This window comes from Enterococcus moraviensis ATCC BAA-383 (genome assembly GCF_000407445.1).
GTDB classification, from domain to species: domain Bacteria; phylum Bacillota; class Bacilli; order Lactobacillales; family Enterococcaceae; genus Enterococcus_L; species Enterococcus_L moraviensis.
In genome coordinates this window covers 845119-867324 of record NZ_ASWB01000002.1, presented here as the reverse complement: position 1 = coordinate 867324, position 22206 = coordinate 845119, and the positions used below count along the sequence as shown (strand labels likewise).

19 protein-coding genes are annotated in these 22206 nt (G+C 37.6%); 4 read left to right on the top strand and 15 right to left on the bottom strand.

Annotated features, from left to right (window positions below; translation table 11 throughout):
- Positions 1-14: 14 nt before the first annotated feature.
- Together I586_RS10035 and I586_RS10030 are read right to left on the bottom strand one after the other, a co-directional pair.
- Positions 15-293: a UPF0223 family protein gene (locus I586_RS10035; RefSeq protein ID WP_010765241.1), complete on the bottom strand. Its 279-nt coding sequence runs from the start codon at positions 291-293 to the stop codon at positions 15-17.
- A gap of 35 nt (positions 294-328) precedes the next feature.
- Positions 329-1597, bottom strand: coding sequence for a voltage-gated chloride channel family protein (locus I586_RS10030; RefSeq protein WP_034702272.1), 1269 nt, complete (start codon positions 1595-1597; stop codon positions 329-331).
- Between the two features lie 321 nt (positions 1598-1918).
- Here I586_RS10030 and I586_RS10025 point away from each other — a divergent pair, with 321 nt between their 5' ends.
- Entirely contained in the window at positions 1919-3289 is a 1371-nt protein-coding gene (locus I586_RS10025) for an MATE family efflux transporter (protein WP_010765243.1), read from the top strand.
- Between the two features lie 30 nt (positions 3290-3319).
- On the opposite strand, the gene I586_RS10020 is transcribed toward I586_RS10025, so the two are convergent.
- Together I586_RS10020 and I586_RS10015 are read right to left on the bottom strand one after the other, a co-directional pair.
- Positions 3320-3823, bottom strand: coding sequence for an HD domain-containing protein (locus tag I586_RS10020; RefSeq protein WP_010765244.1), 504 nt, complete (start codon positions 3821-3823; stop codon positions 3320-3322).
- A 171-nt stretch (positions 3824-3994) separates the two neighbouring features.
- A complete protein-coding gene (locus tag I586_RS10015; RefSeq protein WP_010765245.1) occupies positions 3995-4954 on the bottom strand; it encodes an aromatic acid exporter family protein in 960 nt (319 codons plus the stop codon).
- A gap of 116 nt (positions 4955-5070) precedes the next feature.
- Here I586_RS10015 and I586_RS10010 point away from each other — a divergent pair, with 116 nt between their 5' ends.
- Positions 5071-5679, top strand: coding sequence for an FUSC family protein (locus tag I586_RS10010; RefSeq protein WP_010765246.1), 609 nt, complete (start codon positions 5071-5073; stop codon positions 5677-5679).
- A gap of 41 nt (positions 5680-5720) precedes the next feature.
- Here the strand turns inward: I586_RS10010 and I586_RS10005 are convergent, their stop codons facing one another.
- The 4 genes from I586_RS10005 to I586_RS09990 form a co-directional block, all read right to left on the bottom strand.
- The gene (locus I586_RS10005) at positions 5721-7199 is read right to left on the bottom strand and encodes a flotillin family protein (protein ID WP_010765247.1); all 1479 of its coding nucleotides are present in this window, start codon (positions 7197-7199) and stop codon (positions 5721-5723) included.
- Positions 7200-7220: 21 nt separating this feature from the next.
- Entirely contained in the window at positions 7221-7745 is a 525-nt protein-coding gene (locus I586_RS10000) for an NfeD family membrane protein (RefSeq protein WP_010765248.1), read from the bottom strand.
- A 162-nt stretch (positions 7746-7907) separates the two neighbouring features.
- Complete coding sequence (locus tag I586_RS09995; RefSeq protein WP_010765249.1) at positions 7908-11336, bottom strand: FtsX-like permease family protein; 3429 nt, start codon at positions 11334-11336, stop codon at positions 7908-7910.
- A 6-nt stretch (positions 11337-11342) separates the two neighbouring features.
- Positions 11343-12044: an ABC transporter ATP-binding protein gene (locus tag I586_RS09990; protein WP_010765250.1), complete on the bottom strand. Its 702-nt coding sequence runs from the start codon at positions 12042-12044 to the stop codon at positions 11343-11345.
- 163 nt (positions 12045-12207) lie between these two features.
- Between I586_RS09990 and I586_RS09985 the strand changes: the two genes are divergently transcribed.
- A complete protein-coding gene (locus I586_RS09985; RefSeq protein WP_010765251.1) occupies positions 12208-12876 on the top strand; it encodes a DNA/RNA non-specific endonuclease in 669 nt (222 codons plus the stop codon).
- Positions 12877-12919: 43 nt separating this feature from the next.
- Complete coding sequence (locus I586_RS09980) at positions 12920-13306, top strand: hypothetical protein (RefSeq protein WP_010765252.1); 387 nt, start codon at positions 12920-12922, stop codon at positions 13304-13306.
- 76 nt (positions 13307-13382) lie between these two features.
- Here I586_RS09980 and purD read toward each other — a convergent pair whose 3' ends face one another.
- Genes purD through purQ form a run of 7 tightly spaced genes read right to left on the bottom strand, consistent with a single transcriptional unit; the run spans position 13383 to position 22206 of the window.
- Positions 13383-14648 (bottom strand): phosphoribosylamine--glycine ligase, encoded by a 1266-nt coding sequence (gene purD, locus I586_RS09975; RefSeq protein ID WP_010765253.1) that lies wholly within the window; start codon positions 14646-14648, stop codon positions 13383-13385.
- Between the two features lie 12 nt (positions 14649-14660).
- Positions 14661-16202: a bifunctional phosphoribosylaminoimidazolecarboxamide formyltransferase/IMP cyclohydrolase gene (gene purH / locus I586_RS09970; RefSeq protein ID WP_010765254.1), complete on the bottom strand. Its 1542-nt coding sequence runs from the start codon at positions 16200-16202 to the stop codon at positions 14661-14663.
- Positions 16199-16783 (bottom strand): phosphoribosylglycinamide formyltransferase, encoded by a 585-nt coding sequence (gene purN, locus I586_RS09965; protein WP_010765255.1) that lies wholly within the window; start codon positions 16781-16783, stop codon positions 16199-16201. Before purN ends, purH begins: the two co-directional genes overlap by 4 nt.
- Positions 16784-16785: 2 nt before the next feature.
- Positions 16786-17826, bottom strand: coding sequence for a phosphoribosylformylglycinamidine cyclo-ligase (gene purM, locus I586_RS09960; RefSeq protein WP_010765256.1), 1041 nt, complete (start codon positions 17824-17826; stop codon positions 16786-16788).
- 38 nt (positions 17827-17864) lie between these two features.
- Entirely contained in the window at positions 17865-19319 is a 1455-nt protein-coding gene (gene purF / locus I586_RS09955) for an amidophosphoribosyltransferase (protein ID WP_010765257.1), read from the bottom strand.
- Positions 19304-21526 (bottom strand): phosphoribosylformylglycinamidine synthase subunit PurL, encoded by a 2223-nt coding sequence (gene purL / locus I586_RS09950; RefSeq protein ID WP_010765258.1) that lies wholly within the window; start codon positions 21524-21526, stop codon positions 19304-19306. Before purL ends, purF begins: the two co-directional genes overlap by 16 nt.
- On the bottom strand, positions 21523-22206 hold the full coding sequence (purQ, locus tag I586_RS09945; protein WP_010765259.1) for a phosphoribosylformylglycinamidine synthase subunit PurQ: 684 nt from the start codon (positions 22204-22206) through the stop codon (positions 21523-21525). The genes purL and purQ overlap by 4 nt, the downstream gene beginning before the upstream one ends.

Here is a 22206-nt window from a genome sequence, read left to right as displayed (position 1 = left end):
TTTGAGAAGTCAATTTAATCAGCTCCTAGCTTCAATCTGCCTGACTCTTGTTTTTTTGCTTGTTGAAGTGTTCGATACAACGAGTACCCAGATGCTTTTTGAAACTCATTTCCTAAACGCTTTTCTTCACCAATGCTTTTCACTACCGTTTTGAATTGTTTATACGTACTCAAAAAGACTTTTGTATCGATCCCTGTTTCATTTGCTTGTTCTACTGCTGACCATAGATTGGTAACTATCACCATCTCATCTGTTGTCCAGTCTAAGTCTAAAGGATATTGATAATCTTTCATGTCTTCACCTCATTCTCTAGTTTATCATAAGTCTGCTAGTTTCTTTTCTTATTTTGCCAATTTGTTAAAACAGGTAAAAACAAAACCCCTTTTTCTCTCTCTACTTTTTGCGCAGAATAAATCCCAGCATTTCCTGAACACATATAACTGATTAAGCAAATCATAAAGAAAAATAATGCCGCATCACTCCCGAACAATTCAATCCCCATGATAAAACAAGCAATAGGTGTATTCGTAGCTCCTGAGAAAACGCCAATAAAACCTAATCCTGCTAAAAATGGAATAGATACATGGAGTAACAATGCCAAGCTTCCACCTAAAGTCGCACCTATTTCAAATAACGGTGTTACTTCTCCACCTTGATACCCTGCACCAAGTGATAACACTGTAAAAAATAGTTTTCCGATAAAATCAAACCAATGATTCTCTCCATTAAAAGCGTCAGTTAGCAAAGGTAAACTTAGTCCGAGATACCGTTGAGTTTGCAAAATAAACACAAATGCTATTACTATTATTCCACCAATAAAATTGCGCAATACGATATTTTCAACCCAATTTGCATATATTTTTTTGATCCAAACGACTGAACGACTAAATAACCACCCTACTAAACCGAAACAAACACCTGCAATCATTAATTTAAGAAACAAAGAAAGTGACCATGTCGGTATTTGCCCCATATTATAATGTGTATGCGTCACACCAAATGACTCTGTAACAAAATTTGCAAAAAATGCCGCAAAAAAACTAGGAAATAACCCGTCTGATCTGAGCCGCCCGATTATTAGAACTTCTAACCCAAAAATCGTTCCGGCTAAAGGGGTACCAAAAACTGAACTAAATCCTGCACTAATTCCGCTGATAATAACTATTTCTCGTTCCACTTTGTCTAGTTGGAAAATCCTACCTACTGCATCTGAAACAGCTCCCCCCATTTGAACCGCCGTTCCTTCACGGCCAACAGATCCGCCGAACAAATGAGTCGTGATTGTTCCAAATAACGTCAATGGAATGAGTCGCAATGGGATATTCTCTTGTTCTCCATTTGCCTGATCGATGACTAGATTGTTTCCACGAATGGCATTTTTACCGTACTTTTTATATAAGAAAGCAAAAATAGCACCACTAAATGGCAGTAAGAGTATCAAAAATGGGTTATCTACTCTGATTTGTGTTACTAGCTCTAAACTTTTCAAAAAAAATGCCGATAAAGTCCCCATTATTAGTCCAATCAATAAAGTAATCAGGAACCACTTCATCATATATACGCAGATTTTTATGGGGGTTTTCAATTTACGCTCCACCATTTCATCCCCTTCTCTTTACATCAATTCGTCTTTCATTCCACTTCTAAAATCCATGCTGGTCAATTATAACAATTTTTGCGAAAAGAAACGAGAAAAAAATGAGAGCTTCTCAATTAAATCTATCAAAATGACTCTTTAAAAGAAATTTTCATTTACATGAATAAAGCACTTGCAAATGACCTCGTTTATGCTACTATAAATAGGAAATTTTTATTATTTTTCTTTCGTCTTTCTATTACTATACAATTGTTTTTTTGTTAGAACTGCTGAGGGAATTTGTTCAAAGAATTATTCTCTCAAAATGAAAGGATGTTTTCATTGAAAGAATTAACACATGGTAACCCTGCTAAACTAATTTTTTTCTTTACGATTCCATTATTGATCGGCAATTTATTCCAACAATTTTATAATATGGCGGATATGATCATTGTTGGTCAAACTTTAGGAAAAGATGCTTTAGCTGCAGTTGGTTCAACTGGAAGTATTACATTTTTGATTATCGGTTTTGCACAAGGTTTGACAGCGGGACTTTCTATCCTAACCTCACAACGATTTGGCGGACAAGATTATCGTGGGGTGAAAAAGAGTTTTGCTACTGGGATTATCATCAGCGGGATCGTAACAATTATTTTGACTGTGTTGAGTTTGATTTTCGTTCGACCGATGTTGCTAATTATGCAAACGCCACCAGAAATAATTGATGATGCTCAGATTTTTATCTCGATTATTTTTTTCGGAATTTTTGGTGCAATGGCATTTAATCTACTATCAAACGTGATTCGTGCTTTAGGAGATAGTCGAACGCCTTTGTTATTTTTGATTATCGCTAGTATTATTAATGTTGTATTAGACTTGATTTTAATCATCAATTTCCATATGGGGGTTGCTGGTGCTGGTGTTGCGACTGTTACAGCACAAATCGTCTCAAGTATTTTGTGTGTAATTTATATTCGCAGAAAAATACCGAATCTTCAATTACGAAAAAAAGATTTCTCACTTGATAAACAAGAATTTCGAGCGCATTTAGCTATTGCTTTACCAATGGCTTTTCAATCTTCGATCATTGCGATTGGTGCGATCATTTTACAAGCGGCATTAAACAGTTTAGGGACAGACGTCGTTGCAGCTCAAGCCGCAGCTGGAAAAATCGAGCAATTTGCAACCCAACCAATGATGTCATTTGGTATTGCAATGGCAACTTTTACAGCACAAAACTATGGCGCAAAAAAATACAAGCGGATTCTCCAAGGGGTGAATCAATGTTTAGCAATGAGCATTGGGTTTAGTCTCTTGGCAGGAGGCATCGTGGTATTATTTGGTCAAAATTTGGTAACTCTTTTCATTAGCGGGAAAGAAACAGAGGTTCTGAATCTTTCACAAACGTATTTTAACGTTAATGGAAGTATGTATTGGTTGCTTGCAATTTTATTTATTCTTCGCTATACGTTACAAGGGCTTGGCCAAAGCGTTATTCCTACTTTAGCTGGAATTATGGAATTAGTTATGCGTTCATTTGCTGCAATCTTTTTGACTGCTTCATTAGGATTTGTTGGTGCCGCTTTAGCTTCCCCTCTTGCTTGGGCAGGTTCGGTGATTGTTTTACTGGCTTCTTATTTTAAATCAATAAAAAGATTAAAAAAATTAGACTATGAGCAAATGAGTACATCCTCAAAGATTTCATCCTTATAAAAAAACGATCCTCATACGAGGATCGTTTTTTTATACAGATTGTTTTCTTGGAAAATATTGACGCCATTTGGCTTTTAGAGAATTGGTCATTGGCTCTGACGCTTCTTTGACAGCACAATATTTATCGACCATAGTAACAATGTAACTTTCTTTGTACTTAGGCGGCGCAATTGTTGCACCCCACATATGCTTAATAATGATATCACGTTCTAAATCTGATAGTTCCGTTAGTTTCTCCGCATTTTTTACCGCAATTCTTGGATGCATATATGCATGAGATCCTTCGTCGAACTTAGTTGTACGCCAATCGTAGTAGAACAGATCATGTAGTAATCCAGCGCGAGCAGTTGCTCTTGCATCGCCATTCCATCGTTTAGCTAATTTATAACTATTATAAGAAACACTGATTGAATGATCTAAACGAGTTGAATGAACATGTTGCGTATAGTTCCCTAGACGCTGTACTTCTTCAGTTTCCAGTAAATCTTCCACATAAGACATATATTCTTGATCTGCACGCCATTTTTCAGTCATTAATTCTGGTTCCACCTTTTTAAAGAGTTAACATTTTTATTTTTACAAATTAAGAGAACGTCTTTTTTTAACTTGAAGAAAGTATAGCACCTTGATTTTACAAATACTAGGTATTTTGAATTCCGTAACGAAACTTTAATATTTCCTTTATACTTTTTCTACTACGAACGTCTATTTTTCATTTTGATGTTTTGCAAATTCAGCTTTGATTTCTATAAAGGATTGAAATAGTTGTAAAAACTGAAATAACTGCGCTCGATTTTCAAATTCTTCTCTTGTTTTCGGTAATTCTTTTTTACGATATACTTCATATACTTGATCAATTCGATCTAAAATGTCCTGTCCGTCATTATTTTCTGCAAAAGTTTCAGCAGTATATAATAATAACTCTTGAATATTCCCAACTTGTTCTGGCTCAACTGTGATATTTTCTAAAATTCGCAACATATCTTTTAAGCTGTTACTTTGTAACCGTCGCATTGTAAAATACTCGATATAATAATGATTAGAGGACATCAGTTGATTTTCTGCATGATTTTTTGCCCAATTCTCACCTGTCCGAATAAAGGCTTTTAAATCATTACATTTTTCAAATAGATTTCGTTCTTTAATGTGTTGATTCAGATACGCTGCCATATTGTTTAAAATTTTACGAAACATCGTCTCTATCACTTCTTGGTCTTCTTTTAGACGTTTTTCAGTATCCGGCATATAAAGATTCATCAATAACGCAAACCCAACGCCTATCGTCATTAATAAAAATTCATTTCCGATGATTATCCATGATAAGTCTTGTTCCACTAAATATTGTGTCACCAAAACTGAACTTACGACAATTCCGTCTGAAAGTTTAAAGTAGACAGCACTGGGAATAAATAAAAGTAAGTAAACACCAAAAGCAATCGCATTAAAGCCAAATAGCGTAAAACAAACATAGGCAATAAACGTAGCCAATGCTAAAGAAAGTAAGCGATACAATCCAGTTAATAAAGATGTTTTTTTCGTATTCGTAACGCTCAAAACAGAAATGATTCCAGCAGAAGCTGGGTATAATAAACCTAAACTTCCTGCAACGATCATTGATAACGTTGCACTTACGGCGGTTTTGACTGTTCGTAATCCAATTTTCATTTGACTGCTCCTCATAAAATGATTAATCTTTTGTTTTAATACTAGTAATTTTACCTCTATTTCGGTTATGATTAAATAGAAAACTGATTAAATGTTGATTATAGGAGAGAAAGCTCATGGAAGTCGGTCCTTTTCGTTTAGGTATGCGGACATTAAAAACGGCATTAGCCGTTATGTTATGTATCATTTTATTTAAAGTACTTGATAGAGGTGCTCCGATGATTGCAGCACTCGCTGCTGTTTTTTCACTACGACAAGATTTAACAACTAGTCTGACTTTTGGTAAATCTCGAATTCTCGGAAATACTTTAGGTGGCGGTTTAGCTATCGTGTACTTTTTAGTGAAGGATCTTTTTTCTAATGATTTTTTGGTAGAATTGTTTTTCCTTCCCTTTTTGGTAATCATCGTAATCGTTATTTCTGACGGTATGAACAACAATTCTGGGATCATCTCAGCAATCGCAACGCTATTACTGATTTCTTTAAGTATCCCACAGGGGGAATCGTTTTACTTTGCACTCTCAAGAGTGATTGATACATTTATCGGAACGTTTATTGGAATCGGGCTGAATTTTTTCTTTAAACCTAAACCAATTGAAGAAAAGCATGAAATTGATGAAGATTTAGCTGAGCTTGCAAAAAAAGAAAAGGAATTAGAGGAGCTCAAAAAGAAAGTACAAAAACAAGCAGAGATAGAAAAAGAACATACTGAGAGTAAAAAGTAAAAGAAGTGGCTAAAATCATACACGATTTTAGCCACTTTTTATTATTCTTTATCGCTAGATGTATCTTCACCATAAAAATTCACATTACTGTTTGTTCCTTTTTTAGAGAAGTTTTCGATCAATTCTTTAACATCTAAGCCTGTTGTTTCTTTTAATGTTTCTTGTGTTCCTGCTAATAAGTTTGTAGCGTAGTTTGTGATACGGTTTGCTCCCGCATTTTCACCACCGCCACCTGTATCAACAACTGAAATTTTATCAATATTGCTAAGTGGTTGCGCAGCTTCTTTCATTAATTGCGGTAACATTTCCATAACCATACTCAACACAGCTGCTTCGCCATATTCCTTGAAAGCATCGGCGATTTTTTGTTTCGCTTCGGCTTCGGCAGCACCACGCGCTAAAATCGACTCTGCTTCAGCTTGACCTGCAAGACGTGTTTGATTGGCTTCTGCTTCTGCTAAGGATTCTACACGGAAACGTTCAGCTTCGGCTTCGGCCACTTCACGGGCTTTTTGTGCTAAAGCTTCTTGCTCTTTCGCATAACGGTCCGCATCCGCTTTTTTCTTCACTTCTGAATCGTATTGTTTTTCACGACGAACGATTTCTTTTTCTTCCAACTCGATTTGTTTTTGACGCTCGATGACTTTAACTTCCATCTCTTGTGCAATAACTTCTTGTTGGGCTTTAGCTGTCTCTAAATTGTAGGCTTGGTCAGCTTTTGCTTTTGCGATATCTTGTGCTTCTTTATAGGTTGCTAGTTTTAATTCTTTTTCTTTTGACGCTTCTGCGATTTCAGTTTGACGTTGTAATTCTGCTTGTTGTGACTCTTTTTCTGCTTCGGCTTTTTTGATACGTGTTTCTTTCCATGCTTCTGCTTCAGCGATGTCTGCATCACGTTTTACTTGAGCGATCCTTGGTTTACCTAGGGAATCTAAATAACCATTTTTATCGCGCACTTCTTTGATCGTGAAGGATACAATGATCAGACCCATTTTAGCTAAATCTACACTGGCAACTTCTTGTACGCTTTGGCTAAATTTATCACGGTTTTGATAAATTTCTTCAACAGTCATTGATCCTAAGATCGAGCGTAAATGTCCTTCTAATACTTCTCGCGCTTCATTTTCAAGTTCTTCTCGTGTTTTACCTAAGAATTGCTCTGCAGCTGTCGCAATTTCTTCAACGGATGAGCCAATTTTGATAATCGAAGTACCATCACACATCACTGGAACTCCTTGTTCTGTATAAACCTCAGGCGTTGAAACATCCAACTTACTTGATAACAAGCTAATACGATTTGAACGTTGGAAGACTGGTAGCACAAATGCTCCGCCACCACGAACGATTTTTATTTTATTGCCACGCTCATCGGCATGTACATTTTTGTTTCCTAAGTAACTCCCACTAATAATCAATGCTTCATCTGGTTTTGCTGTTTGATATTTTGAAATAAAGACAATCAACATCATCAGTAAAATGAATACAACTAAAACAATTGGTCCTAAAATCCCTAACTCCATCTTCATCTACTCCTTCTTTTTTTATAATTGTAAACTTCCTTTGTAAGGAACTACATAACAAACCCGTTCTTTGATCTCAATGATTAAGACTTGCGCCCCGCATTCGATTGGTTGCTCTTGCGGTGCATAGAAAGCAGCTGGTCGGCTGATCGATCCTGTGACACTTTTCAATTGGATTTCACCCATTCCACTGACGGGAATCGGTGTTACAACCGTCGCTATATTCCCTTCCATATCTTTCTCTGAAATCGAAATGGTCGATTCTGCATTTTTCATTGGCATAAGTAGATAAAAGTTTAAGAAAAATACAAGAATAGACGCTAATACTGCACTAACAACAAATAGTGTTAAATGATTCCACCCAAGTAAATATTCTCCTAAGTAGCCAAATAATGAAGTAAATGCTAACCAAGGAATAGCTAACATTGGGTCGATCGGTCCGTCAAAATCAAAGACATCCCCAAAAATCACAAGTAAAACAGCAATTCCAGCACAAATGAACAATGTATATAGATAGATTGTTTCAATCGGAATACCTCGTATCACGTTCTCACTTCCTTTCCTCAATCCTTAGAGATACTTATATTTTACCAATATTTTGTACAAAAGGATAGCAAATCTTATAAAATCAGCCCAAGGATGTAGCTGAAAAAAATGAAACGAATAAATCTTATTAAAAAGATCATTCGTTTCATAGATTATTTTGTCTTATTCATTTGATTTCAATGCTTCGATCATATCAACTTTTTTTAATTTTCTATGCATGAAGCCCATCACTAATAACGTAAAGAACAAGGTGATCAAAGCAGAATAAAGGTAACTCAACCAATGAATGGTTGGTGAAAACATTAGCATATCAACTTCGACTGTTGTCAATACATAGCTGTGGACTAGTTTCCCAAAGAAGCACCCAAAGAAAATACCGATAAATGTTAAGATAATATTTTCTCGATAGACATACATTGTGACTTCGTTATCGTAAAACCCTAATACTTTAATCGTCGAAAGCTCTCTGATTCGCTCGGAGATATTGATATTCGTCAAATTATATAAGACGATAAATGCCAATAGACCAGAAACTGTAATCAAGACCCACACGACAATGTTCAAACTGTGGATCGTATCATCCAGTGCATCACTTGAAAACGACAAGAAGGAAACATTTAAGACTTTTGGATTTTCCATCAACTCTTTGCCGACACTACCTTCAACTTTTTCACTTGGCGCCTTATCAAAGAGTAGAAATTCTGTGTTGTAAACAGGTGTTTTTTTGACTATTTTTTCATAATAAGCTGGTGACATATAGGCAAAATGTCCCGTATAATTTTCAGCAATTGCGCTGATTTTCAGCTTGTATTCTTTATTATCACTGTCTTTCAAGACAAGTGTGTCCCCTGTTTTATAGTGGAATAAATTGGCTAATTTTTCGTTGATGATCACACCATCATCCGTCAATTGATATTTTTCACCAGATTGTCGATCATTGAATAAAATAAATTGATCGATTTCTTTTGGTTTTTCAGGCACATAAATGGACACATCTTGTTTTGCATTAGACTTGTTCGTTGTTTTTAATGATTCCACATAAAGCGGCATCGTTTCTTTCAAGCCGTCCACTTTATCTAAGACTGCCCGATATTTTTGCGTGTCTTTTTCAGCAGCCTCTTCTTTAAATGTAACGATCGCTTGATAGTGCCAAATCTTATTAAATTGAACTTCAACGATATCTGAAATGGAATCTTTCAAACCAAATCCAGTAATGATCAGCGCCATACATCCGGCAATCCCTAAAACCGTCATCAACATTCGTTGTTTATAACGGAACAGATTTCGTGCTGTAACTTTTTGAATAAAACTTAATCGATTCCAAATCGGTTTTATTCGTTCCAACCAAATTCGTTGTCCTGCTTTTGGCGCTTTAGGACGTAATAAGCTAGCTGGCGTACTAAATAAATCGATCCGTAATACAACCATAGCAGCTCCTGCTGTACATAACACTGCAACAAGTATTCCAATTAAACTGTAGCTTAAATACCACGGCGTAATAAAATCAGGAATATTGTATAACTGGCCATATGCATCAAAAATAATCGTCGGGAATAGATAATAACCCACAAACAATCCTAAAACTGCTCCGCATACACTGGCAATTGTCGCATACACCAAAAATTTAAAGGCAATTTCGCCATTTCGATACCCTAGTGCTTTCAAACTACCAATTTCCATCCTTTTTTCTTCAACCATACGTGTCATCGTTGTTAAGCTAACTAAAGCCGCAATTAAGAAAAAGAATATTGGAAATACGGTTGATAGTGAAGAAATTCGATTCGCATTGTCTTCATATTCCGAATACCCAGGGTTGTCGTCTCTTGTAAAATAATAATAGTCAGCTGCTTTTAAGTCAGCTAATTCTTTTTGTTTTTTTTCTAATTTTTTCTTTGCATCATTTAACTTAGGAAGTGTTTCTGCTTTTTTCTTTTGAAATTCAGCTAAGCCTTGATCGTAAGCAGCTTGGCCTTCATCAATTTTTGCTTGAGCTTCGTCTAATTTAGCTTGTCCTTCCAGTTTTGACTGTTCTAATTGTGCGCGTCCAGCTGCCAATTGTTCTTTTCCAGAGGCTAATTGGGCTTCTGCTTGCTCAATTTGAGCTTCAGCTTGGGCTAGTTGTTGTTGTCCTTGTGTATATTGTGCAATCGATTGATTAATAGTAGCAATTGTTTGGTCTAATGTTTGCAATCCTTGTGTAACAGGTGCTTGCTGATTAGACAACTCAGCCATTGCGCCATTGATTGTACTCATGACCACTGCAATGTTTCCTCTTTCGGGTTGGGCAATCAATTGATTTACAGCTGCAGAGATTTCATCAGGCCCACCTAGTGCTTGGACTCCCGCTTGAAGTTCTGGAGCAGCATCTGCAATACTATCTGCTAATGATTCATCTGGTACACGATCCAAAATTGCAACTGATGCACCTAAACTTTGATACCCATTTACCAATTGATTCAATGATTCATTCGATACCGCTAATTCATCCCGTTGTTGTTGTAAACTCGGTAATGTATTTTGACCTTCTGTCACTTGAGCTGCCGCTTGGGCTAATTCATTTTGTTTTTCGATAAGTAAATTTTTTTGTGCTGTGAGCTCATTTTCACCGTTTGTAATTGTCGTTTGGTTCACAGTAAGTTCATTCTCTGCTGCAGCTATTTGCTGCGTATAATCTGTTTGCGCTTGTGTTAATGCTTGTTTACCTGAGGCCAATTCCTGTTCGCTCGCCAACAACTTTGCTTCAGCTTCTTTTAACGCAGCCTCACCATCATCAATTTCTTTTTGGGCTTTTTCAAAAGCTGTTTTTGATTCTGCGCGAATTTCTTCCACTCGTTGTTCAGGACGTTTTTCCATTATCTGTTTTACAGAGGCAACGTCTTTTTCACGTTGTTCTTTGTATTCCGATGAATAGCTGTCAATTGCACTCAGCCCCTTAAAGGATACAAGAATTTCTGTATATGTCGAAAGATCCATATCTTCTTTAGGAACCACTGCAAAAAAATCTAATGAGCCTTTGCCAACTGTTGTGTTCCCTCTTGATGTATTTTCGATATACTCTGGGGATTGGACAAAACCGACGATTTTAAATTGCTCTTTTTTCAATGCCTTCTCTTTGTTATCTTCTTTAGAAAGCGTCAGTGTATCGCCAAGTTTGTAATGACCTCGCAATTGGGCAAGATCGTCCAAAACGATTTCTCCGCTTTTTTCAGGTAGATGACCGCTAACTACTTTGTAGTCAATCAAAGGTTGTTTTTGTTTTAAATCATAGCTAACAAATTTCACTGCTACATTGCGTTCGCTAACTGCAAGATCTTTCGTATATCTTGGATAAACAGTTTTTACATTTTTTACTTGTTTGATTGCCTCAATATCTTTATCAACTAAACCCAGAGTAGAGACAATACGAGCATCTGGCAATTTTTGCTTTTGATAGTAATTGGATGCTGTTTGCGTCATGTCAGGACCTGTGGCTTTTAGACCAACAAAGACCATCACACCAAGAAAAATAATTCCCATAATTGATATAAAACGTGCTTTTGATTGCTTGATTTCACGAAAACTTGTTTTTAGTAAGGCTGTTTTTTTCAACATTACCACCTACCATTCTATCTCTGATACAGGTTTTGGTTCTTCATTAATTGTCATACTGCGAACTTTTGCATCATTAATACGAATCACACGGTCTGCCATTGGAGCAATTGCAGAATTATGGGTAATAATAATCACTGTCGTGCCAGTGTTACGAGCTGTTTCTTGTAGTATCGTTAAAATTTGTTTTCCTGTTTCATAATCTAGTGCACCAGTAGGTTCATCACATAATAGTAATTTAGGGCGTTTAGCAATCGCTCTGGCAATCGTTACACGTTGTTGTTCCCCACCTGATAGTTGTGCTGGAAAATTATCTAATCGTGCTCCTAATCCAACAGAGGTCAAAACTTCTTCTGGATTTAACGCATCTGAGACAATTTGGGAGGCCAATTCAACGTTTTCTTTGGTAGTTAAATTGGGCACTAAATTATAAAATTGAAACACAAACCCTACGTCATTTCTGCGGTAGGTCGTTAATTGTTTTTCATTGAATTTTGCAATATCGGTCCCGTCGATGATGATTTGCCCTTCATCACAAGAATCCATACCACCTAAAATATTGAGTACTGTAGATTTACCTGCGCCACTTGGGCCTAAAATCACCGCAACTTCCCCCTTTTCTACAGAAAAAGTGATTCCATCGTTTGCAACAATTGTCGTATCTCCCATATGGTATCTTTTATATTCATTTATTACATCGATATAAGCCATGGTTATAAACTCCCCTCTCAAGGAAATTTTATCATAATAAGTGAAACAAGTCCTCTCACAAACAAAAACGTTTTTGATTTTTTATATTTTTTTCGTATAATAGAAGGATGACTTATTCACCATTTCAATTAAAGTCAGTTTTATTTCAGTTAGGAGAAAACCCATGGCAAGAAAAAAACAAAAACCGCCGTTTAGTCCTGCAATTATGCTTGGGGCAGTTCTAATCATTTTAGTATTAGGTGTATTCGGCGTCCAAGTTCCAGATAACATTCAAGAAATGTTTGGTATCCACACACAGCAACAAACGAAACCTAGCTCAACAAAACCCGTTACCTCTACAAATCCTGGTCCTAAAGAATTAGGAAAGGCAACTTTTTCAGCAAATGAGATGAAAGATAGCAAAAAAGGCTGGATTGATTACCATTCACTTGATTCGCTAAGTCGGGCAACTGGAGCGGATGCTTTATTAAAACCTGGGATGGTCAATACGGGAACTTCAGCGAATAAAGACATTCGTCCACCAGGCTTTGTCTCTGGTTTAGCACCAACAAACCACTCTCGTGGACACTTGATTGGTCGCCAGTTAGGTGGTTCAGGAGATGATGCTCGCAATCTTACGACACTATATCAAACTCCTGTCAACACCCCCTTTATGACTAAGTACGAGAACCAGGTTCGTCAGGCATTAGACAACGGTGAAACCATACGCTATCGGGTCACACCGATTTACGAAGGCACAGAATTGCTGTGCAAACAGATTGAGCTTGAAGCAAAAGGGCTCAATAAAAATACGACTGTTGATTTCCGAGTAACGATAGTAAATGAACAATAGCGCGTTATGATCTCTTTTAACGTTAATTCGAGGAGGCAACCTAATGGATTTTCAAAAAATCAAAGAAGAACTTACAGAAGCAGACCCACAAAGTTTTTTAGCTACGGTTTTAGAAAACGAACAGAATGAAGATGCTGTGGTTATTTTCAATCAAAATTTAGAGGAACAGTTCGAACAAAATGTTCAATACCTTGCTTCTGATGAGACCATTTCACTTGAAGATATTTCGACTTGGCAAGAAAAAGAATTTCTTGTTGTTGCCCAAACGATTGATGGCGATTATATAGCAGGTACCACTGAACAGACTTTTGTAATTCCTGTCTCATTATATAAGGCTGACATTGAAACATACAATCTTTTTTTAACCGATTTTTTTATTGATTATACAACTCATAAAATCGACTCTTCAATCTTACCAGGATACGAATAACACTAAAATAGAGTGAAAAACGAATCTAATTTCTTTCAGATTTGTTTTTCACTCTATTTAGTATGAATTCAACTTTTTATTGAATCCCTTTTGATCCAATATCCTTCCGATAAAACATTCCTTTTGTCTCTATTTTCCCCAATGCATCATACACAGTTTTTTGAGCCTCAGATAAAGTGTTCCCACTTGCCTCAACTAGGTAGACACGTCCTCCATCTGAAACAAGCTGTCCTTGCGTTTCTTTTACACCTGCATAATAAATTTGCGTTTCTTTTACATCAGAATAATCAGGAAGCGGATATCCTTTTTCATAAACTCCTGGATAACCTTGTGCTGCTACGCAAACACCTAAGCTATATCCTTCTTTTTTCCAATGAATAGTCGGCTGTTCGCCGTGTAACAATGTATCAATGATTTGGGCAAGATCGCTATCTAGACGTTGCAATACGACTTGTGTCTCTGGATCCCCAAAACGAGCATTAAATTCAATTACTTTCGGTCCGTTTTCAGTTGCAATCAATCCTGCATATAAAATACCTGTAAAAGGTCGATTTTCTGTGACCATTCCCTTAGCTGTAGGTTTTAGAATGCTCTCGATTGCTTCTTCTATCATTTCTTCGGGAATCTGGGGAACTGGGCTATAGGCACCCATTCCACCAGTATTTGGGCCAAAATCATTATCATATGCTCGCTTATGGTCTTGTGCAATTACCATAGGATACACTTCTTGATTTCGAACAAAAGCGAGTAAAGAAAACTCTTCTCCAACAAGAAACTCTTCCACGACAACTTTAGCGCCGCTAGCACCAAACTTATTATCTTCAAGCATATCCTTCAAAGCTGAAACGGCTTCTTCTACGGTTTCTGCCACGACAACACCTTTTCCCGCCGCTAATCCATCTGCCTTGATCACAATTGGTGCACCTTTTTCAACGACATATGCTTTAGCCGCTTCAAATTCAAAAAAAGTTTGATGATCTGCGGTAGGAATTTCGTATTTATTCATAATTTTTTTAGCAAAATCTTTAGAGCCCTCAATAAAAGCAGCGGCTTTTGTCGGTCCAAAAGCACGTAATCCTGCGGCTGTAAAATCATCCACAAGTCCATTTAACAAGGGGATTTCTGGACCAACGAATGTCCAATCTACTTTATTTTCTTTGGCAAAGTAGATCAATGCTTGATGATCATTTTCTTCAATATCAACTAACTGAATTCCCTCTTTTTTCATACCAGCATTGCCTTTGGCGCAAAATACAGTTGTCACTTTCGGACTCTGACAAAACTTTTGCGCGATTGCATGTTCTCTGCCGCCACTACCAATGACTAAAATCTTTAATCCCATCACAGTCTCCTTTTAATGTCTAAAGTGTCTAGTATCTGTAAACATCATTGCGATTCCATATTTGTCAGCCATTTCGATTGATTCCTGATCTTTGATGCTGCCTCCTGGTTGAACGATTGCTTTGATTCCGTGTTTTGCTGCGTATTCAACGCTATCACTCATTGGAAAAAAAGCGTCACTAGCTAGTACAGCTTCTTTAACCAATGGGCCAGCTTGATCAATGGCGATTTGAACTGACCCCACTCGATTCATTTGTCCAGCTCCAATCCCTAATGTCCGATGACTATTTGCAACAACGATTGCGTTACTTTTGACATGTTTGACCGCTTTCCAAGCAAAGTCTAAGGCCTTTATTTCATCATTGGTAGGTTGTCTTTTTGTTACAACTTGCCAATTTTCTGATTTTTCTTCCTTAATATCTTGATTTTGAATTAATAACCCACCTAAAACAGAAACTTTTTCGTCTTCTAGTGCTTGATGTTTTTTTGAGAAATCCAATGTCATCAAACGAAGATTCTTCTTACTGCTTAAAATACTAAATGCTTCTTCTGTAAAGCTCGGTGCAATAATCATTTCTAGAAATAGTTGATGCATTTTTTCCGCGGTTTCTTTATCTACCTCACAATTTAAGACAATGATTCCGCCAAAAATCGATACAGGATCTGCTTCATAAGCGGACAAATACGCTTCATTAATTGTTTCGCCCACTCCTATTCCACAAGGATTCATATGTTTGACTGCAACCACTGCTGGTTGATCGAATTCTCTTGAGATACGAATCGCTGCATCGGCATCTTTAATATTATTATATGATAATTCTTTTCCATGAAGTTGCGTTGCACTAGCAATTGAAAAAGAGACCGGCAATGCATCTTGATAGAAAGCAGCATTTTGGTGACTATTTTCTCCATATCGCAATTGTTGTTTCAAGTCATATGAAAGTGTTACTGTTTCTGGGGATTTTTCTCCAACTGCATCTGTTAAATAATTTGCAATCAATGCATCATAAGCCGCCGTATGACGAAAAACTTTCGCAGCTAGTTTTTGTCTTGTAGTCATTGTTGTTTCTCCTTCTACTATGATTTCTTCCAACACCGTTTCATAGTCTTTAGGATCTACAACCACCGTTACAAATTGATGGTTTTTTGCAGCACTTCTCAGCATGCTGGGTCCACCAATGTCAATATTTTCGATTGCTTCTTCTTGCGTGACATGCTCTTTTAAAATGGTTTCTTTAAAAGGATAAAGATTCACACAAACATAATCGATTGGTTGAATGTCATACGTCTCCATCGCATGCACATGGCTTTTTAAATCACGACGACCTAACAGGCCACCATGAATTTTAGGATGTAAGGTCTTCACACGACCATCCATCATTTCAGGAAAATCGGTTACCTCTTCAATCGAAATTGTTGGAATCCCTTCTTGATCTAAAACCGCTTTAGTCCCACCTGTAGAAATGATTTCTATCCCTTGCTCTACCAATCCTTTGGCAAATGAAATGACCCCAGTTTTATCGGAAACACTGATCAATGCTCTTTTCTTTATCATAAATGACTTTCCTCCAGTTGCGTTTTAATAAGTTTCGCCAAGACACTTGGAAACAGTTTATGCTCTAAAGCATGAATTTTCTCTTCTAATGATTCGAGTGTGTCAAAAGGTTCGATTTTCAGTTTTTCTTGCGCTATGATCGGTCCTGTGTCCACACCGTTATCAACATAATGGATCGTTACGCCAGTTTCTGTTACGTTTTCAGAAAAGGCATCTCTAATTCCGTGCAATCCGGGAAAATCTGGCAGGAGAGAAGGATGGATATTGATTATGCGATTTGAAAAAACTTCGAGCAATGTTGGCCCAACAATTCTCATATAACCTGCTAAGATTACCAAATCAACTTGTTCTTCTTCCAATAAGTGCAATAGTTCAGCTTCATACATCGCTTTTGACTCAAAGTCTTTAGGCGTAAATGAAAAAACTGGAATCGATAGCGTTTTTGCTCTTTGAATGACATACGCCTCTTTTTTATCACAAAACAACAACGCGATTTCTGCATCGATTTTCCCAGCCAAAACAGCTTCAGCAATTGCTTGGAAATTACTACCGTTTCCTGAGGCAAATAGTGCGAGCTTCATCATTACACCTCTTTAAAAACAATCGCTTGCTTCTTTCGTTTCGTGACTTTACCGATGATATAACTTGGCTCGTCTTGTTCCCTTAGAATTGTTTGAACAGCCGAAACTTTTTCTGGAGACACCGCTAAGACCATCCCGATTCCCATATTGAAAATTTCATACATTTCCATAGCTGGAATTTGACCATATTTCTCCAAGATTGTAAAAATCGGTAATGTCGGCCAACTGTTGAGTTGAATTTCTGCTGAGAAGTCTTCTGAAAACATTCTAGGTATATTCTCAATAAAGCCGCCACCTGTAATGTGAGCAATGCCATTCACTAATTCCTGTTTTATCAGTGGAAGTATTGCTTTCACATAAATTTTCGTTGGTGTCAAAAGCACATCTCCTAATTGCTGCTCATTTAATTCTGGAATAAGACTTTTGCCAGTAAATTGATGTTTTTCAAAGAGTATCTTTCTAACAAGTGAGTATCCGTTAGAATGAATGCCACTCGATGCCAACCCTAAAAGAATATCTCCTTCTTGGATAGTATCGCCTGTAACTAACTGACTTTTCTCGGCAATCCCTACCGCAAATCCTGCCAAGTCATAATCATTTCCGCTATACATCCCTGGCATTTCTGCTGTTTCGCCACCAATCAATGCAGCTCCAGCTTGAATACAGCCTTGTGCAACGCCTGCAACTACCTGTTCTAGTTTTTCTGGTTGATTTTTCCCTGTAGCAATATAATCTAGAAAATAAAGTGGTTCTGCACCTTGAGCAACGATATCATTCACACACATCGCGACACAGTCAATACCGATCGTATCATGTTTATTCTCTTGAATCGCGATCATCAATTTAGTCCCTACACCGTCTGTTCCCGAAATCAAGACGGGTTCCTTCACATCCACCGTACTTAAATCAAAGCAACCACCAAAACCACCTAATGATCCCATCACACCAAGGCGTTCAGTTCGTTTTACATGTTTTTTTATTCTTTCCACTACTTCATAGCCCGCTTCAACATCAACACCAGCTTTTGCATAGGCGTTTCCCATTATCCTACCTCCTATCGATTAATGAATGATTATTTTTTTTATTTTTGATCAGCTGTCACAAAACTGATTTTTTCTTGCAAGGATGATCGATATTTTTCTTCATAATCATATAACGGCGTTGGATAATCTCCATTGAAATATGCCATACAAAGGCCTGAATAAGGGGCATCGTATTTTAATCCAATTGCATTGATCAATCCTTGTTCACTTAAAAAGCTTAGTGAATCAGCTTTGATTAATGTCTCAATTTCCGAAACGGAATGATTTGCAGCAATCAATTCTTTTCTCGTTTGAATATCGATTCCATAAAAACAAGGATACTTTAATGGAGGAGATGCGATTCTTACGTGAACTTCTTTAGCACCTGCATCTTTAAGTAATTGTACAATTCGGCGGCTTGTCGTTCCCCGTACAATCGAGTCGTCTACCATAACCACGCGTTTTCCTTCTACAACGCCACGTACTGCCGAAAGTTTCATCCGAACGCCTTGTTCTCTCAGTTCTTGTGTGGGTTGAATAAAAGTTCGCGCAATATATTGATTTTTTACTAACCCCATTTCATAAGGAATTCCACTAGCTTCAGCATATCCACTAGCAGCTGAAAGGGATGAATTAGGGACTCCGACGACCATATCCGCCTCGACCGGTGCTTCTAATGCCAAGCGTTTCCCCATATTTTTTCTCGCTGTATGCACATTGATTCCAGCAATATTTGAATCTGGTCTAGCAAAATAAATATATTCCATCGAGCAAATCGAGTATTGTGTCGCTGTCGTATAGTGTTCAATTTTAAAACCTGAATCATCAATAATGATGACTTCTCCTGGTCCTACATCACGAACGAAAGTCGCCCCTATTACTTCCAATGCACACGTTTCACTTGCAATCACATATGCACCATTTTTCATTATCCCGATAGATAATGGGCGAAATGCATTAGGATCAAGCGCTGCAATCATTGCGTTTTCAGTTATCAGAAGATAGGCAAAACCACCCTTGACCGTTCGCAAACTTTCTTTTAGCTGTTCAATAAATGATGGTTTGTTACTGCGCCGAATTAAATGCATCAAAATTTCCGTATCAGAATTAGAATGAAAAATAGCCCCATCTCGCTCTAGTTCCGCTCGTAAGCTTTTCGCATTTGTCAGGTTCCCGTTATGGGCTAATCCGCATGCTCCATCGTAAAATTTAAATAAAAAGGGTTGAATATTATCTACACTGCCATTGCCTGCTGTGGCATATCGTACATGACCAATTGCTGTATTTCCTTTTAAAGAAGCAAGACATCGGTCATCTTTAAACACTTCTGAAAGCAAGCCCAACCCACGATGTCCATTTAACTTTCCCTCATCATTAGAAACGATCCCAGCTCCTTCTTGGCCACGATGTTGTAAACTATGCAACCCAAAATACGTTACTCGAGCAGCATCAGGATGTCCCCAAATACCAAAAATACCACATTCTTCATTTAAACTTTTTACTTCATAAGACATGGAATAGCTTCCTCCCACAACACCTTGGCTGTTTGCGTCAATACTTCTACTTTTTGATCCTCCATCTGAATAGTAAGCGTCTCGTCATCTGTAACAGTTCCAATCAGTTTCGCTTTATTGTTCATCAGCTTTTCAAATGCACATTTATTTTCTGGATTGACTGAGACTACAAATCGTGATTGGGATTCAGAAAAAAGAAATGACACCGGTGCATCTATCGCCACTTCAATTCCCAGCCCATTTTTAAATGCAGATTCTGCTAAAGTTACACCCAATCCACCTTCAGAACAATCATGCGCACTTTCAATCAAACCCTCTTTAATTGCCGTTAATACGAATTGTTGATTTTCTTTTTCGACAACTAAATTAAAATCCATTAGTTTTCCTTCAATAAATCCTAAAGTGATCTTTTGTAACTCACTGCCGTTAAAATCGGCTTTGGTTTCTCCTACGACATAAATCAAATCATCTGTTTGTTTAAACTCTTGTGTGGTAATATGCGCTAGATCTTCTATCAACCCAACCATTCCAATCACCGGTGTTGGATAAATCGCTTTGCCGTTTGTTTCGTTATACAATGAAACGTTTCCTGATATTACAGGTGTCTCTAAAACGTCACACGCTTTTGCGATCCCATCTGCTGAAGTCCAAAGCTCCCAAAACCCTTCTGGTTTATCTGGCGAACCGTAATTTAAGCAATCTGTAATGGCTAATGGTTGTCCCCCACTTGCTACAATGTTTCGAGCAGCTTCTGCCACCGCAATTTGACCCCCGATTTCTGGGTTCAAGTATAAGTATCGTGCATTACAATCTGTCGTCATTGCCAATGCTTTTTGCGTACCGCGAACACGCAATACTGCTGCATCACTTCCTGGTAAAACCACTGTATTTGTTCGTACTTGAGAATCGTATGTTTCATAGATCATTTTTTTAGAAGCAATTGTCGGTTGTTGCAATAAGTCCAACAACGTTTTTGTTCCATCAGTTATTTCTGGTTGAAAATCTGGAACTGATTTAAATTCTTTAATTCTCATTGGTTCTTGGCGTTCCTTGTTGTAAACGGGTGCATCTTCTGCCAATGCATCAACAGGCAAATTGGCCACTTCTATCCCGTTATGGTTCAAACGGTACAACCCGTCATCTGTTACTTTTCCAATGGTTACGGCATCCAATTCGTATTTTTGAAATAACGCAACAACCTCAGCCTCATGCCCTTTTTCAACACAAATCAACATTCTTTCTTGGGATTCTGAAAGCATCATTTCATACGGAGTCATTCCCGTTTCACGCTGCGGTACATCATCCAAATCTAAAATCAAACCCGAACCCGCCTTAGATGCCATTTCGGCGCTTGAGGATACTAAGCCAGCAGCGCCCATATCTTGGATTCCAACTAAAATATCTGAATGGTCTAAAATCAATTCCAAACACGCTTCTAGCAATAATTTTTCCATAAAAGGATCACCTACTTGGACTGCTGAACGCTGTTGTTCTTCACCTTCCACAAACTCTTCAGATGCAAAAGTTGCACCATGGATACCATCACGTCCAGTTTTTGCCCCAACATACATAATGGCATTCCCTACGCCTTTTGCCTGTCCTTTTTGAATATCTTTGTGATCGATTAGTCCAACACACATGGCATTTACTAACGGATTCCCTTCATAACACGGATCAAACGCCACTTCACCACCAACTGTGGGAATCCCAATACAATTACCATAACCACTTATGCCAGCTACAACTTCTTCTAAAAGATATTTAGTCCGTTCGTTGTTCAGCTCACCAAATCGTAAAGAATCTAAAATTGCAATCGGTCTTGCACCCATACTGAAAATATCTCGAATAATTCCGCCAACGCCTGTGGCAGCTCCTTCGTATGGTTCCACAGCAGAAGGGTGATTATGACTTTCCGCTTTAAAAACGACCGCTTGACCATCGCCAATATCAACAATTCCAGCACCTTCTCCTGGTCCTTGTAAAACATGTGGCCCGTCTGTAGGAAATTTTCTTAATACTGGTTTTGAATTTTTATATGAACAATGCTCACTCCACATTACAGAAAATAGGCCTGTTTCCGTATAGTTTGGCATACGACCTAATATATCTTCTTCAATCATTCTGTATTCTTCATCAGTTAAGCCCCATTGGGAATAGATTCGTTGATGTTTAATTTCTTTAGCCGTAGGTTCTTTCACTTGCATCATACGTTTGCCCTAACCTTTCCGTAGTTTTTAACAATTGATTGGAAAAAACGTAACCCATCTTCTGAACCGAGCAAACTTTCTACTGCACGTTCAGGATGAGGCATCATCCCTAAAACATTCCCTTTTTCATTGATGATACCTGCAATATTCTCAATACTGCCATTTGGATTTTCATCAGCATAGGTGAATACGATTTGATGATTTGCTTTTAACTTTTCGAGAGTGGATTCATCGCAATAATAATTCCCTTCTCCATGAGCAACTGGTAATTGAATTATTTCATCTTTTTGATAATCTGATGTAAAATTCGTTTGATTATTCACTACGTTTAACTGCACTGGTTTACAAACAAAATGCAATGACTCATTCCGCAACAAGGCGCCTGGTAAAAGTCCAGCTTCAGTCAATATTTGAAATCCGTTACACGTACCAAAGACAGGTTTTCCTTCATCAGCAAAACGGATTATTTCACTAATGATTTTTGAAAAACGAGCAATTGCACCACATCTTAGATAGTCGCCATAGGAAAATCCTCCTGGAATCAAAACACCATCAAAACCTGCTAAACTTTCTGCATCGTGTCGAACATACTCTGCCTCTTCACCTAAAATATTTTTGACAGCCCACAATAGATCCATGTCACAATTCGATCCTGGGAAAACAATTACTGCAAACTTCAT

What these genes read in the sequence shown, in the direction of transcription:
- I586_RS10005 (WP_010765247.1), bottom strand. Translation starts at nt 7,199, where the DNA reads ATGGAGTTAGGGATTTTAGGACCAATTGTTTTAGTTGTATTCATTTTA.
- purF (WP_010765257.1), bottom strand. Translation starts at nt 19,319, where the DNA reads ATGTCTTATGAAGTAAAAAGTTTAAATGAAGAATGTGGTATTTTTGGT.
- I586_RS10035 (WP_010765241.1), bottom strand. Translation starts at nt 293, where the DNA reads ATGAAAGATTATCAATATCCTTTAGACTTAGACTGGACAACAGATGAG.
- purM (WP_010765256.1), bottom strand. Translation starts at nt 17,826, where the DNA reads ATGGGAAACGCCTATGCAAAAGCTGGTGTTGATGTTGAAGCGGGCTAT.
- purD (WP_010765253.1), bottom strand. Translation starts at nt 14,648, where the DNA reads ATGGGATTAAAGATTTTAGTCATTGGTAGTGGCGGCAGAGAACATGCA.
- I586_RS09990 (WP_010765250.1), bottom strand. Translation starts at nt 12,044, where the DNA reads ATGGCTTATATCGATGTAATAAATGAATATAAAAGATACCATATGGGA.
- purH (WP_010765254.1), bottom strand. Translation starts at nt 16,202, where the DNA reads ATGATAAAGAAAAGAGCATTGATCAGTGTTTCCGATAAAACTGGGGTC.
- I586_RS10020 (WP_010765244.1), bottom strand. Translation starts at nt 3,823, where the DNA reads ATGACTGAAAAATGGCGTGCAGATCAAGAATATATGTCTTATGTGGAA.
- I586_RS09995 (WP_010765249.1), bottom strand. Translation starts at nt 11,336, where the DNA reads ATGTTGAAAAAAACAGCCTTACTAAAAACAAGTTTTCGTGAAATCAAG.
- I586_RS09985 (WP_010765251.1), top strand. Translation starts at nt 12,208, where the DNA reads ATGGCAAGAAAAAAACAAAAACCGCCGTTTAGTCCTGCAATTATGCTT.
- I586_RS10015 (WP_010765245.1), bottom strand. Translation starts at nt 4,954, where the DNA reads ATGAAAATTGGATTACGAACAGTCAAAACCGCCGTAAGTGCAACGTTA.
- purQ (WP_010765259.1), bottom strand. Translation starts at nt 22,206, where the DNA reads ATGAAGTTTGCAGTAATTGTTTTCCCAGGATCGAATTGTGACATGGAT.
- I586_RS10010 (WP_010765246.1), top strand. Translation starts at nt 5,071, where the DNA reads ATGGAAGTCGGTCCTTTTCGTTTAGGTATGCGGACATTAAAAACGGCA.
- I586_RS09980 (WP_010765252.1), top strand. Translation starts at nt 12,920, where the DNA reads ATGGATTTTCAAAAAATCAAAGAAGAACTTACAGAAGCAGACCCACAA.
- purN (WP_010765255.1), bottom strand. Translation starts at nt 16,783, where the DNA reads ATGAAGCTCGCACTATTTGCCTCAGGAAACGGTAGTAATTTCCAAGCA.
- purL (WP_010765258.1), bottom strand. Translation starts at nt 21,526, where the DNA reads ATGATGCAAGTGAAAGAACCTACGGCTAAAGAAATTAAACATCAACGA.